Genomic DNA, 16017 nt, shown 5'->3' with positions numbered 1-16017 from the left:
ATAAATATGCTTAAACTATACGCTATTATATTTTTTCTTTTGTTTTGCCAGTTTAAATTGGCCGCACAGGATGATGGAATTTTAAAAGGCACCGTTACCGACAATAAAGGTAAGGCTTTAGCTGGTGCAACTGTACGCCTCGAACCGGATGGACATAACACCGAAACAAACGGGCAGGGAAATTTCAGTTTCACGAAGTTATTTACCGGTAATTACCTGATGACGGTAAGCATGGTTGGCAAAGCAAGTTATCAGGCCAATATTAAAATTACCAAAGCTGTTAATCACCTGATGATTAAACTATCAGATGAAGAGCAAGAACTTAACGAGGTGGCCGTATCTGAAAATCGTGTTGCTCCTGACCATCTGCTGAAACTGGAACGCAGTGCCATGCCGGTTACAGTAATCAGCAGGCGCACCATCGAACTAATGGGGAGCCGAAGATTGGATGAGGTATTAAAAGAGCAAACAGGCATTGCCATTGTAAACAACATTGGCGGAGGCGCCCGTTCGGTTGGGGTGCAGATGCAGGGTTTTAGTAGCGAATATGTGATGATATTAATTGACGGACAGCCTATGGTTGGTCGTAACAGCGGAAATTTTGATTTATCCCGGATCAGCGTTTCTAATATCGAAAGGATTGAGATCGTTAAAGGCGCCTCTTCCTGTCTCTTTGGCAGCGAGGCCCTTGGCGGGGCGATCAACATTGTTACCCGCTATGGTGCGCTACAGCCGCAGGCATTAATTGCAACCAGTTACGGAAGTTTAAATATAACTGATATAACCCTGGAGGGCGAAACACCATTTGCATCGCAACGGGGCTCGGCCAACCTGTCTGCAAATTATTACCATACCGATGGTTTCAATACCAATCCAAAGTACCTCCGGCAGGGAACCACGGCACCGCCTTATGATAATTATGCTATGCAAGGAAGGGTGAGGTACCGTTTAACTCCAGGCAGTACGCTGGGGGTTAGCGGCAGGTATGGCTTAAGGAAATCGTTTATGTCTAAAGATTTTGGTTTGGGCATTATCTCTGGCGACAGTCAGAACGAGCAGGATTTAAATCTTTCAGCCACTTTCGATCATCATTTCCGGTCAGGGTTGCGCAGCATGAGCCGTTATTATTATACCAATTTCCGATCAGATCAAAGCGTAGATTGGCAGCAAACGCATAGTGGCATTACCAAAGATGTTTTTGTGCAGAACCTACATCGTTTTGAACAACAGTTTGCCTATGGCGTGAATAATGATCTTAAATTTACAGGTGGTTTTGGGGGAAGCGTCGAAAAGATGAACGATGTCTCACTAAACAATCCGGGTTCGGTAAACAATGCTTTTGCTTTTTTACAGGGCGATTGGCAAATGAACAGGAACCTTGGATGGGTTGCAGGACTACGCTACGATTTAACCAATGCTTATGGCAGTAAGCTGAACCCCAGTTTAGGCCTGCAATATAAGATTATGCCGACATTAACGTTGAAGACCGGCGCCGGTACAGGATTTAAAGCGCCGGATTTTAAATCAAGATACCTGGTGTTTTACAATCCGGCGGCCAATTATCTGGTAATAGGCAATGAAGTGCTGAGGCAAACGTTAAACAATTTAGATAAGCAGGGACAGATCAGTGAGATCAGGACTTTTCTGCTTAACCAGCTCGATCAGAACTTGCAGGCAGAACGAAGTACATCCTTAAACCTGAGTCTGGAATGGAAACCTAAAGACAATATCAAGTTGGAGGCAGGTGTTTTTCAACATAGTTTACGGAATCAGATCAACAGTATACAGGTAGCAACGGGTACCGGAAATCGTAATATCTTTACCTATCAAAACCTGCCAAAGGCTGTAAATAAGGGAGTAGATTTGTCTTTTGCCGTTAGTCCGGTTAAAAATCTAGAGCTGAGTGCAGGTTACCAGTACCTGATTGCCAGAGACCTCAGCGTAATCGACAGCATTAAAGCAGGCCATTACCCCTACAACCAGAACATCCACGATCCGGCAACCGGAAATTCTTATGCACCAAAACCAACTGATTATTGGGGGATCGAGAACCGGTCGCGGCACATGGCCAACTTCAAAGCATTTTATAACTACCGCCCCTGGAATACCAGTTTAAATATCCGTATCAATTACAGGGGTAAATATCCATTTGGGGATCGTAATGGAAACCAGTTTATCGACCGTTATGATACCTTCGTAAATGGCTTTTGGATGCTCAATGTGGCTTTTGAAAAGAAGCTGATGAAACAACATTTAAGCATCAGGCTTACCGTAGATAATATTTTAAATTATACCGATCCACTTATGCCGGGGCAGCCCGGACGAATTGTACTGGCAGGATTAACCTATCGTTTATATAAAGATTAATTATTCAATTACCATTAATTACAGCACATGTTAAGTACCAATATTAAAGAGGCTACCAAAGTTGCACATCAAAACTTAGAGAAACAGGTTGTTTTGAAGTTAAGAGCCATCAGGAACAACGTAGATTATGCGGATCTCCTGAAACATTTTTATGCTTATTTCAGCCATATTGAAGAAACCATCAAACCATATATTACCGAATCCGTCCTGCCTGATTATGCGCAGCGTAGAAATTCGAAGTATATCAAAGCTGATATTTTGGAACTTGGTAGCGATATCTCCGGGCTACCTTATACAACGGTACCAAAAATTGAAAATACGGTGCAGGCATTAGGCGCTTTATACGTACTGGAAGGTTCGATCATGGGGGGAAGCATCATTGTAAAAATGCTCGAAAAAGGAGGGGTTAACCAGGGCGTTTCTTTCTTTTCCGGCTATGGTGAGGCTACAGGAATGATGTGGGGCAATTTTATTGCTGTTTTAAATGCGCATGCCAAAACTGAACAAGAAAAAGAACAGGCCATCAACGCTGCAAATGAAACCTTTAAACACTTTGCCTATGTTTTCGAAAAAGAAAAGGCAGATACGGTTTAATCTAAAGTGATGAAATAGCCCTGAAGAAAATTGATTCTCCCATTTACAGTAGTTGAACAATAATCTTTTAAAAGCGTTAGTGATTCATCTTGATTGGGAGCGCAAGGCCTTTATATGTAGGGGAGTGTGTTCCCGTCTTTTGCTTTTTACGCTTCGCTGCCTCGTACCTCGTTGCTGCAGGGTAATGCTGCAACCGGGGCTAAGTGGCCTCGGCTGCGTTTTATATTAAAGTTGGAAGGGTGAATAAACTTGCTCCTAAACCCAAGAGGCAGTATCCCGATTTTAAATCGGATTCATTTAGTGCCTGTCCCAAAATAGGGCGATGCCATGTAAAAAAATGAAAACAAAAGCTAATTAGAGCGATAACAGCCAGCGTGATACAATGAAACCGATTGTATTGTACTATCTTTGTGTTGATCTCTATGGGTGTTTACCGTTCATACTCTGACAGCGAATTGGCATACTTGTTAACTCAGGGTGATGAGCTTGCCTTTACCGAAATTTACAACCGCTTTTATGGATTACTTTTTATCCATGCAAGCAGGCGTTTAAATGATGAAGAAGAAGCGAAAGATGTTTTGCACCAATTGTTCGAATCGCTTTGGGTTAAACGTATGCAGGTAGCGCCTGATGGTAACCTGTCAGCCTATTTGTATACCGCCGTACGTAACCGTGTGCTGGATGTATTTGCACATCAAAAAGTAGAAAACAGATACGTTGATTCTTTGCAGGATTATATCGATCAGGATCATGTACTGACCGATTATATGGTGCGTGAAAAACAGATGGCTAGGTTAATAGAACAGGAAATTGATGCTTTGCCGCCCAAAATGCGCGAAATTTTTATTCTGAGCCGTAAAGAAAATAAATCTCATAAAGAAATTGCCATGGAATTAGGTCTTTCTGAATTAACGGTTAAAACACAGGTTAAAAAAGCACTTCGAATTCTCAAATCGAGATTAGGACTGGTTATTTATGTGGCTTTTCTATTTAAAAATTATCACTAATGTTCTTTTGGTATAATTAATCCATGCCTTTTTTTGTTTAATTGAGGCTGTCAAGAAATTATTTTAAAAAAAAATAATTTACTGATACCCCCAGGCCTATACCTTCGCCGTATATACATTAATCAGACCAAACAAATCTTTTTCAATGGAAAAAAATGCTAGAAGGCTTTTAGATAAGTACATTTCAGGTAATTGTACGCCGGAGGAGATGGCTGTTGTGGAAGATTGGTATCAACAATTACCATTTGAAAAAAATGTACCCCAACATTCCCTTATAGCAGCAAGCAAAAAGGAAGTTTGGAACCGCTTAAACCGTGGCCGAAAATCATTAAAATTAGTTACTGTTAAATGGGTTGCAGTCGCTGCAAGCATCATTTTATGCTTTAGCGTTGGGTTATACTTTGTTACGCGGCATAATGCTGCTCCTTTAACGGCAAAAACCGAATTGAAAAATATACTTCCAGGTGGAAACAAAGCAGTGCTTACGCTGGCGGATGGAACTGTTGTTAACCTGGATGATGCTAAAAACGGTCAGATTGCGGATCAGAGCGGCATTGTGATCAGGAAAGCAAAAAACGGTCAGCTCGAATACATCATTAAAGAAATCCCGAATGCAACGGTAACCGGATCAAATACCATTGCTACACCACGTGGGGGAACATATCAGGTAAATCTTCCTGACGGAACGAAAGTTTGGTTGAACGCAGCCACAACATTAAAATATCCGTATGCTTTTGCAAAAAATGAAAGACTGGTGGAGTTAAATGGCGAAGCCTATTTCGAGGTTTCAAAGGATCGTGCGCGTCCTTTCAGGGTAAAAACAGCGGCACAAATGGTTGAAGTTCTAGGTACGCATTTTAATATCAACGCCTATAGAGATGAAACTGTTGTAAAAACTACGCTGTTAGAAGGCGCCGTAAAAGTGAGTACACTATCGGGTTCGGTAACTCTACACCCGGGCGAGCAGTCGTTATTAAATGCAACCGGTGCCAGGTTATCGCTGAATGAGCAGGTAGATATAGATAAAGAAATGGCCTGGAAAAATAATGTTTTCGCTTTCGATAACGACGATCTGCAGAGCATTATGCGCCAGATTTCACGTTGGTATGATGTAGATGTAGTTTATCAGGGCAAAATTACATCGGAAAAATACGTAGGAGAAATACCAAGAAACAGCAACCTGGCGGAGGTTTTTCAAATATTGGAACTTAACCACGTTCATATTGATGCTCGAGGCAAGGTGCTAACCATAACAGGAAATTAAATAAGAATGGCTTTTCTTTAAACAGCCACAAAAATCAACCAACCAATTCACAAACTAACTAAACTTTATGATGAAAAAACTACCAGAAATTTAAACGGAATACCTTAAAAAAAACCGAAAGCGCAGCAACGCTTCCGGTAGAAATTTGGACAAGCAGCTTGCTTCGAAACCCAGCTGCTATTTTTTAACCTCATTCATAACAAAGGTATGAAATTAACTACCCTTTACAACCCCGTGTGCGACATGCGGAGGGTAAAGACTAAAATTTTATTGGTCATGAAATTGACTGCAATCTTACTATTGGTAGGTGCCTTACATTTATCGGCAGCCACCTATTCGCAAACAGTAACGCTCTCTCGAAGAAAAACCTCGCTTAAACAGGTTTTTAAAGAGATCAAAAAGCAAACAGGCTATTTTTTCTTTTATAAGGGGCAATTGCTGCAGGATAAACCTGATGTAACGGTTGAGTTTAATAACACATCACTCACCGATGCACTGAATGCTTCTTTAAAAGATCAAAATCTGAGTTTTAACATTGTTAACAAAACCATCGTAATCAGCCCGAAAGAAAATTTACCGGTTGTTGCAACGCGGGTAGCAGTAAAAATCGAGGTATGGGGTGTGGTTGCTGATAAGGCTACTGGCGAAACCCTTCCTGGCGTTAACGTTTCGGTTAAAAACGGTGCAAGTGTAGGCATCACGAATGAAAAAGGTGAATTCAAAGTCAATGTTGATGATGGAAGCATTTTGGTTTTCAGTTATGTAGGCTATGAGTTATTTGAAACCAAGGTTTCAGGTACTAAAACGTTAAACGTTAAGCTTACTTCGAAGATGACCCAGATGAACGATGTGGTGGTTACCGGTTATCAAACCATTAAAAAGGACAACTACACCGGTAATGCAGTAACCATATCCGGAGAACAGCTGAGAAGGGTAAATCCACAGAATTTGCTGCAAAGTATCGGCACTTTCGATCCCTCCTTTAAGCTGATTGACAATAACCTCGCGGGTTCAAACCCCAACCGGATTCCTTCCATCAATGTGAGGGGAGCTTCTGCGCTGCCCAGCGGTGACGGCCAGGTGCTGCGAAGAGATGATATTCTTGGAACGGCGAACATGCCGGTTTTTATGCTGGATGGCTATGAAGTGAGCGTGCAAAAAGTATTTGATCTTGACGTGAACCGGATTGCATCGGTCACCTCTTTAAAAGATGCTGCTGCAACGGCAATTTACGGTTCGCGCGCGGCCAATGGTGTAATTGTAATTACCACTAAAACGCCACTGGAAGGTAAACTGCGTGTAGAATATAACTACGAACTGAATCTTACTGCGGCAGACCTGACCGATTACCAGGTTTTAAATGCGGCTGAAAAACTGGATTACGAAGTTTTGGCCGGGTTATATAGCTCTTCTAAACAACAGGTGCCCCAAGATCAGCTGGATGAAATTTATTACCATAAAAAAGCCAATGTTGTTGGTGGGGTAAATAGTTACTGGTTGTCACAACCGCTGCGCAATACTATAGGTCATAAACATGCTGTAAATCTTGATGGCGGTTCGCAGGCATTTCGGTACAATGTAAACCTTCGCTACCAAAACAGGCCCGGAGCGATGAAAGGATCTGAAAGAGATCAGTATTCGGGTGGAATGAGTTTTCAATACAATGTGAAAAAACTTCAGTTCAGAAATGAATTATCCGTAACACAAGTGGGTGCTACAGAATCTCCCTATGGCGATTTTTCCAATTATGTAAGGATGAATCCTTATTATCCCTTAAAAGATGCCAATGGTATGGCCATGAGGATTTCGGACGTATACGAAAAGCAGGACAGATCAAAAGAGTATGTATTTAACCCGTTGTTCGATGCCAGTTTGAGCAGTTTCAATAAATCCAAATACACCGAAATTATTGATAACCTTTCCGCCGATTTAGAAGTGGCAAAAGACCTGAGGTTGAGGGCGCAAATGAGTTTAACTACACGAGCTAATTCTGATGATATCTTCACCTCGCCGCAAGCCAATAAATATTACCTGTATACCACCGATAAAATTGATGAAAAAGGGGAGTATACCAACAGGGAAATGAAAGAAACCTATTGGGACAGTAACATCAGGTTAACCTGGTTAAAACAGATCGGTGGAAATTATTTTAATGCCCTGGTGGGTGTGAATGCCCGTACAGAATTGCGCGATCAGAAAGAATTCACGGCTGTAGGCTTTGCCAACGATCGTTTTACCAGCATTGGCTTTGCCAAAGGTTATGCTGAAGATGGAAAACCACAGAGCAGGCTGGAAAAGGCCCGTTTATTCGGTTCGTTTTTTACAGTAAACTACTCCTACAAAAACCGCTATCTGATGGACGGGACCGTTCGTATTGATGGTTCGTCAAAATTTGGTGTAAACAATAAACTCGCTCCGTTCTGGTCGTTCGGATTAGGCTGGAACGTACATCAGGAAGAATTTCTGAAGAATAACCCAGTAATCAGCCAGCTGAGGATAAAGGCATCTACAGGGCTAACCGGTTCGGTAGAATTTGATCCTTATTTATCCAAAACCATTTATAAGTATAACACCGGAAACTGGTATTCATCAGGCATAGGCGCCAATGTAAACAGTTATGGTAATGAAAATCTGGGCTGGCAAAAAACCAGGATGACCGATATCGGTGTAGACATTGGCTTGTTTAAAGACCGCGTAATGATTTTGCCCAGGATATATAAAAAGTTTACCAAAGATATTCTGGCCGATATTACATTGCCACCGTCAACAGGGTTTTTGTCTTATAAAGAAAATCTTGGCGACATGGAGAACAAAGGCGCTGAGCTGGGTATAAACGTTGAGGCGGTAAGAAGCAAAGAGTGGTCGGTAAACCTGAATGCCAATATGGTTACCAATAAGAATAAGGTTGTCAGAATCTCAAATGCTTTAAAGAAATACAACGACAGGGCAGATGAACTGCAATCATTAAAGCCGGGTGACGGAGGTTACCGTGGGATTCCATTGCTTCGGTTTAGTGAAGGGCAGCCATTTAATGCCATTTATGGGGTACGCTCATTAGGCATTGATCCGGAAAATGGACGGGAATTATATATCAAAAAAGATGGCACGCTAACGTACGATTATGATAAAAGAGATTATGTGGTAATTGGCGATCCTAACCCGAAAGTAAGCGGCTACTTTGGCGGAACCGTTAACTACAGGAGGTTTAGCCTCTATGTACAGTTCCAAACGTTTTTTGGAGGCGATAAATATAACCTCACCCTGGTTGAACGTGTTGAAAATGCCGACCCAAGATATAATGTAGATAAAAGGGTGTTTGAAGAGAAATGGAAGCAACCCGGCGACTTATCTTTTTATAAGAACATAGCAGATAACGGCGAAACAGATGTCAGCTCAAGATTCATACAACCTGATAACCTGATCAACCTGCAGTCAGTTAACCTTTCTTATGATATGAATAAAAAAATCGCATCCAAATTGTCGATGTCGAGCCTGATGTTCCAGGTAACCGCAAATGATGTGCTGCGTTGGTCATCGGTAAAAGAAGAAAGAGGGATTAACTATCCATTTACCCGGAGTTTAACCTTCTCTATCAGAGCAGCTTTCTAAGCGATATTAATTAACGGATTTAAAATATAAAAATATGAAGATTAGATTGTTGATCTGCCTCATCTTAATAGCAGGATTAGCGAGCTCCTGCAAAAAATGGCTGGAAGTTGAGCCGGAATCAGAAATCGCGGCACCCATTTTATTCAGTACCGAAAGTGGTTTTATGGAAGCCATAAACGGCGTATACAACCGCAGTACCGAATCAGATTTGTATGGCAAGGAACTTACCTTTGGTACAACAGAAGTACTGGCACAAAATTTTTCGATGCGTGATGATGGTCAGGATTACAGGCAAACCTCGCTATACAACTATAAACATGGCGAATTTATTAAACGGAAGGACAAAATTTGGGCTGGTTTATACAATGCAATTGTAAACTGTAACCTGATTCTGGAAAATGTGGATGCAAAAAAGAACATTTTTAGCGGCAATAATTATGCCATTGTAAAAGGAGAGGCGCTTGCATTACGGGCTTATCTGCACTTCGACTTATTACGTCTTTTTGCTCCTTCTTACCTTAGAAATCCCACCGCTAAAGGCATTCCGTATGCAAATAAATATACCAAAGAGATTACGCCAGTTTCAACTGTGTCAGAAACGATCGATCTCATTATTAAAGATCTGGAGCAGGCTAAACAGTTGTTAACGGTCGATCCGATCCGCAGTGCCGGATATATTGTAAACTATCCTTTAGTTACGGATACACTCAAAAATACGGAAGAGCGCAACCCAAGTCTGTTTTTACAGAACAGAAGGCACCGTTTAAATTATTTTGCCGTATGTGGTACGCTTGCCCGGGTATATCTTTATAAAAATGATAAAGCTAAAGCCTTACAGAATGCAAAAGAAGTAATTGACTCCAAAAAATTCCCCTGGACGGCAAAGAGTGATTTTGAGGCGTTCGAAGATTCCAAAAAAGACCGGATTCTTTACAAAGAACTTGTTTTCGGATGGTATATACCGGGCGCTGCAAAAGAAATCAAAGATAATTGGTTTCAAAGTGGTACAAGGGGCTTTTACCTTATTGAAGATGCTGCGGATTATATTTATGAAAAGGCTACCGCTGGCGCAAGCGACTCGCGTTATAAATATTGGTTGTCTGCCACCTCGAACCAATCATCACGATCTTACGATATTGTTAAATACCGTCGAAATCCGCTAAGCGCTGAAGCAAATGCAAACCTACATTATTTAATGGCTCCTGCCATCAGGCTTAGTGAAATGTATTATATCGCCGCCGAATGTTCATATGCAGGTAATCCAGCCGAAGCTGTAAATTACCTTAAGCAGGTTCGCGAAGCAAGACAGATTGGTGATCCTTTATCCATCAATAGTGAAGAAGACCTATTAAAAGAACTGCTTAAAGATGCACGTAAGGAATGGTTGGCAGAAGGCCAGTTGTTTTACATGTATAAAAGGCTAAATAGAGGTATTGTTGGCCAGACCGGGGTAATCATTCCGGCTTCCGATAACATTTTTGTACTTCCTCTCCCTAACGATGAGGTGGTTTATGGAGGAAGGTAAAACAATTTGAATTTTTATTAATCGAAAATTATGAAAATATACATATTAATATTCGCAATCATTTGTCTGGCTTCCTGCAAGAAAGCAGAAGAAATGCGTTTCGATCATAGCGCAAATGTGTACTTCGATATTTACAACGGAGATAAAGACAGCATCGTAAGAACATTTGCCTATAACCCTACACTGGCGCAGGATACCGTATGGCTGCCGGTACGCCTATCTGGCATCAGAACCAATTCAGATCGCAAATTCATTGCGCGCGTAGAGGCCGATTCTTCTACCGCTACGCCGGGCTTACATTATGAGGCTTTGAAACCGCAATATTCTATTCTTCCGAATAAAGGAATAGGTTATATTCCGGTGGTGATTTATAATAAAGACCGGCAACTGGAAAACAGATCGGTTTCAATACTGATCAAACTAACCGGAACGCCGGATCTGGGTATCGAAAACCCTTACTTAATCAGGGCCAAAGTAGTATTCTCATCCAAATTGGAAAAACCAGGCTGGTGGGATACCTGGCCGTTACCCCCTTACTCAAGAACCAAACACGAATTGTTTATTCTGGTAACTGCGCAGACTTCGCTTACTACCGATGGACTTGATGCCCCGAAAAACCTGTATTATATCGGTTTATTGACCACCATGTTAAACAATCCATTTAACTGGGTAGTTAAAAATGCCACCAAAGGTTATGTTATCGAAGAAGTGACCCCAGGCGATACCAATAGCTATTACTTCTACAATAAAAGCAATCCGGCTAAAAAAACGCTCTTAAGAAAAAACATGCAGAACGGTAAATATTATTTTATAGATGAAAATGGTAATGAGGTTATTTAATTCGAAGAACATGAACATTAAAAAATTAATCATACTCATCACTGGTGTACTTTCTTTGGCCGCATGTCATAAAGACCTGGGCAATTACGATATCGATATGCCGATAGCGCCTGAAGTGGCCAATCTCGATTCTGTTTACACCGCTAATGTTGGCGACAGTTTAATCATCAAACCCAAAATAGAAGGTGTTGATGCAGCAAATGTAGAGCTTCAATGGAGAATTAGCGTAATTGAGGGGAATGATGTTTTATATACCGGCCCTGCGTTAAGGATCATTTTCGGTTTGCAGGCCAAAAGGTACCCTGCCCGCCTTACGGTTTACAACAAAGCAAACGGGATGAAGTATTTCCATAAATTTTACATTGACGGAGGAACTGAATTTGCCAAAGGCACAACCGTATTAAGCATTGAAAATGGAATCACTCAGTTTTCGTTTGTAAAGCCAGATGGTAGTGTACAGGCGCGTTTGTACCGGGCCATGCAGGGGAAAGATTTGCCAACAAACCCTACCAATTTGTTCCTGCTAAGGAATACATTTACCGGCGGTACTTTGTTAGGTTATTGGATCATTACCAAAAACGGCGGCATCAGGCTGGAGCCCAATACCATGCAGGAGGATCCTAAATATCCAAATACGTTAAAGGATAATTTCTTTACGTCACCAGACCATTTGGAAGTGGGTTCACTGATCTCACATCCGCAAGGCGTAATGATGGGCGTTGTGAATGGTAAATTTTATGGGGGTACCACCAGCACCTGGGATCAGGCAGCTACTTACGGTATGTTCGGTTTACCTGCTGATGGTGATTATGAACTTGCTCCATCTTTTGTGATGAGTTTCACGCAGTCAGCCACTTATTTTATCGGATTTGACCGCAATAGAAAACAGTTTGTGCGGATTAATCTGTATGGCGCCCCGGTGTATTTTGGTACCCAATATTCAGTAACTACCAGTGTTTTTGATCCGCTGAATGTGGGGATGGACCTGGTTCATTTGGAGCAACTGAACAACGCTGATTGTTTTGCTTATTGCAAAGGAACAGATGGTAAAATCTATGAACTCAAGTTTAACGTCCAGTTTAACGGGCCATTTACCTTTACCCCGCAACATAAGCGCTTATTTGTACGCCAGGACCTGATTAATGAAAATACCAAATGGAGCGGCGCTAAAAATGGTGTTATCTATATGGCCAATGGCAGTAAAGTTTATCGTTATAACCCCGTAAATGAGGAATTAAGGGAACTTGCGACCAGTTTTGCAGGAAAAACAATTTCGATGTTAAAACTTAGCGAGGATGAAGAAAGCTTAATGGTAGGAACAGAAGAAACCGTTACTTTTTTGAATATCGCAACTGGAATGAATGGTGCATTTATTAAGAAGATTGAAGGTGTTCCAGGCAGCCCGGTAGATGTTGCAATTAGAAAATAACCTTTGTCCTTGAGGATGTTTTATAATATAGCATTGTCATCCTGAGTAATTTATTATATAAATAAATATGATTGACGGGTAAATTTAAATGAATAGTATCGTCATTTCGACTGAAGCTAACCGATTTTCATCGGTAGCGTAACGGAGAAATCTTTTAAATTTGATTAAATAATCTGTTCCAAAGATCTCTCCACTTCGCGTTGCTCCGGTCGAGATGACGGCTACTCTATTGGATTTCTGTCAATGTTATGTTGTCGAAGGAAATGTTTAAATGTATTTCTAGGCATTTCTATACCTCGTCAAACTCAGTACAGGCTAAGCTCAAACTAACACTTTCAATTGATTAAAATTAACAATACAACCTAACAGAATTATAAAAAAAATACAAATGAAAAATATAAAAATAGTTTTATTAGCCCTTTTATACCCAGCTTTGAGCTGGGCGCAAACGCCAAACTTTAGTTTAACCGGCAAAATAGGAACGCTCGGTGCACCGGCAAAAGCCTATATCGATTACATGGATAATGGTGTCAGTCATGAAGATTCTGTGGCGCTGGTTAACGGAAGTTTCAAATTTTCCGGACATATTTCAGGTAATGCCTATGCCCGCATGGCCCTAGATCATACTGGTGCGGGTAAAAACAAGGCCGTTTATACGGGTGATGTGATTTACTTTTACTTTGGGAAAGAGCAGGTTACCATTAGTTCAAAAGATTCGTTAGATAATGCTGTTTTTACGGGTTCAAAGGTATACCAGGAATACGATGCCTATAATAAAGCCATTGGCGGTACCATTATGGCGCTTACCAAAGCGGTTAATATCGATTTTAACAGAGGAACGCCCGAGCAGCAGAAAGATACCGCCTATATGAAAGCGGTAGATCTGCGTTTCAGAAAAAATATTCAGAACAGAACCGACAAACAGTTTCAATTTGCTAAAGAACATCCGACTTCCTATTTCGCGTTGGTGGCACTTTCAGAAGCAGCAGGAAGCAAGGTAGATGTGGCCAAAGTTCAACCGATTTTTAATGCATTAAACAAAGAATACCGGGAAACTGATATGGGTAAAGAATTGGCACAGCGCATTGCTGCAAGTGGCATCACTGCTATCGGAAATCCAGCACCTCTTTTTACCCAGAACAATGTGGTTGGCAAGCCCGTTTCGTTGGCCAGTTTTAAAGGAAAAGTGGTATTGGTTGAATTCTGGGCAAGCTGGTGCAGTCCATGCAGGGCAGAAAATCCGAACCTGGTGAAGCAATATCAAACTTATAAAGATAAGGGCTTTGAGATTATTTCGGTTTCATTGGATCATGTGAAAGAGAATTGGCTGGAAGCGATAGAAAAAGACGGTTTAGACTGGATCCACGTCTCTGACCTGAAAGGCTGGAACAACGAAGTGGGCCGTTTGTATGGAGTACGTGCAGTACCTGCCAGTTTTCTGGTAGATGCACAGGGCAAGATTATCGGAAATGGTCTTCGTGGCGAACCGTTAAACAAAAAGCTTGCTGAAATTTTCAACTAAGCCACCGCCCAAAATCATAAAAAATAATGAATAACTATCTAATGGCCATAACAGCAACCTTCGGGTTGCTGTTTAGCTTAAATGTTACTGCTCAAAAGAAGCAGGTAGCGAAATTTCAGTGTACCATTACCCGGGCAGTTAAAAAAGCATACCCGGCCAGCGTGCGGATGTGGGGTTTTGATGTACAGCAGAACCAAAGAACAAGTGCCCAGTTTAGTGGCGTGGTAGTAAGTGCAGACGGTTACATCCTGACGGCTGCACACACCATTTTGCCAGGTAAAAATTATAAAGTTTTTTTTCCGTCCGGAAAAGAATGCATCGCCATAGCACTGGGTAAAATAGAGGATAAAAAAAGTCCGGGGATTCCCGATGTCGGTCTGATGAAAATTACCGAAAAAGGTACCTATCCGTTTGCGGAGATGGGATATTCGGCTAGTTTAATCAAAAATGAACCTTGCATCAGTATTTCTTACCCCGAAAGCCTGAACCAGGCCCTGCCAACCTTAAGATTGGGCCATGTTGCAGAAGTGAAAAATGAATATGGTTTTATCCGCTCTACCTGCAAAATGGAACCGGGTGATTCCGGCGGACCTTTGTTTGATTATCATGGCCGCGTAATCGGGCTGCACAGCGCCATTGATGTTTCAGAAGATATGAATTTCGAAATTCCTGTTGATCTCTATCGCCGTTATTGGACAGCCTTGAAAAGCGAAGTGCTTTACACTTCTTTTCCTGAAGAAACGAATTTTGTTGAAGTCGATTCTTTGTCTCCGCAACTGCAGAAAGAAAGTAGACAAAAAGCCTTACATCCTGATTTTGGTATTCCGAAACTGATAAATGCCTGTTTCCTTATTACAAGCATACTTAAGGGACAACAGCAGCAAATTGATGGCTGTTTGTTAAATGTTAAAACAGCAGGCGGCATTAAAAAACAGTTTTTGCTGAGTAAAAATACGATGGCTGGCGAAGAGGCAAAATTTGAGATGAATGGAACCAAAATTCCCATTCAGGTCATTGGAAAAGATCAGGAAAATGATCTGGTCTTATTTGCGCTTGAACAGTATATAAACGGAGGAATTGATTTGAATCTTGCCAGTGCAGATACCCTTAAAATAGAAATGGGTAAACTGCTTTATAGTATGACTCCCGCTGGCAAGGTAATGCGTAGTGTTTTAGGTAGTGAGTTGTTTAACTTACCAAAAATAAATAGTCAGCCTTATTTAGGCGCCATGGTGGTATACAATTCTAGTCCTGTACAGTTTTCCTTAATTAAAGAAGGTAGCCCGGCAGAAAGAGCAGGGATAAAAGTTGGCGATGAACTCATCAGCATTAATGGAAAAATGATTAGAAAAGCGAATGAATTTGCTCCCGAAATCTTAAAATATTGGGCAGGTGACGAAGTTACCTTTGAATGGGAGCATGCATCTGGTAAAATGAGCAAAACATTCAAGCTTGACGGAAGGGGACAATCCCTTTCCAATCACCCGGCAGACAAATTTGAAGGAGGGAAATCAGAGCGAAGAGATGGTTTCAATGCTATTTTTACACATGATGCCGCTATTCAAGCCAGCGATTGTGGATCGCCTGTTTTTGATTGGGAAGGTCATTTTTACGGAATCAATATTGCCAGGTTTAGTCGCACAACTACGGTTGTGGTTCCAAAGAAAACAATTATTGATTTTGTTTTAAAGCATGTGAGATAGCCTGTATTAAATTAACTGAAAACTGTCATCCTGAGGGATAATTTATGATATAAAAATCAATATGATTGACGTTTTTTCCTTCGCACAATTCTTGCCTCGGCTCACCGCCGCCGAAGGGCTCTTACTTTTTGGCATCAAAAAGTAACAAAAAATGCCG

At 41.3% G+C, this 16017-nt stretch carries 10 protein-coding genes; all 10 read left to right on the top strand.

The genetic code is table 11. The features are described 5' to 3' along the window. Positions 1-6: 6 nt before the first annotated feature. The 10 genes from BM107_RS02215 (at position 7) to BM107_RS02170 (ending at position 15860) form a co-directional block, all read left to right on the top strand. A complete protein-coding gene (locus BM107_RS02215; RefSeq protein WP_090979792.1) occupies positions 7-2367 on the top strand; it encodes a TonB-dependent receptor in 2361 nt (786 codons plus the stop codon). Between the two features lie 27 nt (positions 2368-2394). Continuing rightward, positions 2395-2961: a biliverdin-producing heme oxygenase gene (locus BM107_RS02210; RefSeq protein WP_090979790.1), complete on the top strand. Its 567-nt coding sequence runs from the start codon at positions 2395-2397 to the stop codon at positions 2959-2961. Between the two features lie 392 nt (positions 2962-3353). Continuing rightward, positions 3354-3968 (top strand): RNA polymerase sigma factor, encoded by a 615-nt coding sequence (locus tag BM107_RS02205; protein ID WP_244278704.1) that lies wholly within the window; start codon positions 3354-3356, stop codon positions 3966-3968. A 145-nt stretch (positions 3969-4113) separates the two neighbouring features. After that, positions 4114-5232 (top strand): FecR family protein, encoded by a 1119-nt coding sequence (locus tag BM107_RS02200; protein ID WP_090979787.1) that lies wholly within the window; start codon positions 4114-4116, stop codon positions 5230-5232. Positions 5233-5508: 276 nt separating this feature from the next. After that, the gene (locus tag BM107_RS02195; protein WP_090979785.1) at positions 5509-8841 is read left to right on the top strand and encodes a SusC/RagA family TonB-linked outer membrane protein; all 3333 of its coding nucleotides are present in this window, start codon (positions 5509-5511) and stop codon (positions 8839-8841) included. A gap of 34 nt (positions 8842-8875) precedes the next feature. Then, a complete protein-coding gene (locus tag BM107_RS02190) occupies positions 8876-10366 on the top strand; it encodes a RagB/SusD family nutrient uptake outer membrane protein (RefSeq protein ID WP_090979783.1) in 1491 nt (496 codons plus the stop codon). A gap of 30 nt (positions 10367-10396) precedes the next feature. Then, positions 10397-11206: a DUF4843 domain-containing protein gene (locus BM107_RS02185; protein WP_090979781.1), complete on the top strand. Its 810-nt coding sequence runs from the start codon at positions 10397-10399 to the stop codon at positions 11204-11206. 10 nt (positions 11207-11216) lie between these two features. Further along, positions 11217-12635, top strand: a complete 1419-nt coding sequence (locus tag BM107_RS02180; RefSeq protein ID WP_159435179.1) for a PKD-like family lipoprotein — start codon at positions 11217-11219, stop codon at positions 12633-12635. Positions 12636-13023: 388 nt separating this feature from the next. After that, positions 13024-14157 carry a TlpA disulfide reductase family protein gene (locus tag BM107_RS02175; protein ID WP_166672298.1) on the top strand — a complete coding sequence of 378 codons (1134 nt, stop codon included), beginning with the start codon at positions 13024-13026 and terminating at the stop codon, positions 14155-14157. A gap of 26 nt (positions 14158-14183) precedes the next feature. Further along, positions 14184-15860 (top strand): S1C family serine protease, encoded by a 1677-nt coding sequence (locus BM107_RS02170; protein WP_090979775.1) that lies wholly within the window; start codon positions 14184-14186, stop codon positions 15858-15860. The last annotated feature ends 157 nt before the right edge of the window (positions 15861-16017 follow it).

It is taken from the genome of Pedobacter suwonensis (assembly GCF_900111825.1).
In the GTDB taxonomy this organism is placed as follows: domain Bacteria; phylum Bacteroidota; class Bacteroidia; order Sphingobacteriales; family Sphingobacteriaceae; genus Pedobacter; species Pedobacter suwonensis.
The sequence above is the reverse complement of the archived record's forward strand: the minus strand, read 5'-3'. Positions and strand labels throughout refer to the sequence as shown.

Excerpts from the sequence above, each read along its gene's own strand:
- BM107_RS02195 (WP_090979785.1), top strand. The coding sequence starts at position 5,509 with ATGAAATTGACTGCAATCTTACTATTGGTAGGTGCCTTACATTTATCG.
- BM107_RS02175 (WP_166672298.1), top strand. The coding sequence starts at position 13,024 with ATGAAAAATATAAAAATAGTTTTATTAGCCCTTTTATACCCAGCTTTG.
- BM107_RS02190 (WP_090979783.1), top strand. The coding sequence starts at position 8,876 with ATGAAGATTAGATTGTTGATCTGCCTCATCTTAATAGCAGGATTAGCG.
- BM107_RS02215 (WP_090979792.1), top strand. The coding sequence starts at position 7 with ATGCTTAAACTATACGCTATTATATTTTTTCTTTTGTTTTGCCAGTTT.
- BM107_RS02210 (WP_090979790.1), top strand. The coding sequence starts at position 2,395 with ATGTTAAGTACCAATATTAAAGAGGCTACCAAAGTTGCACATCAAAAC.
- BM107_RS02170 (WP_090979775.1), top strand. The coding sequence starts at position 14,184 with ATGAATAACTATCTAATGGCCATAACAGCAACCTTCGGGTTGCTGTTT.
- BM107_RS02180 (WP_159435179.1), top strand. The coding sequence starts at position 11,217 with ATGAACATTAAAAAATTAATCATACTCATCACTGGTGTACTTTCTTTG.
- BM107_RS02185 (WP_090979781.1), top strand. The coding sequence starts at position 10,397 with ATGAAAATATACATATTAATATTCGCAATCATTTGTCTGGCTTCCTGC.
- BM107_RS02200 (WP_090979787.1), top strand. The coding sequence starts at position 4,114 with ATGGAAAAAAATGCTAGAAGGCTTTTAGATAAGTACATTTCAGGTAAT.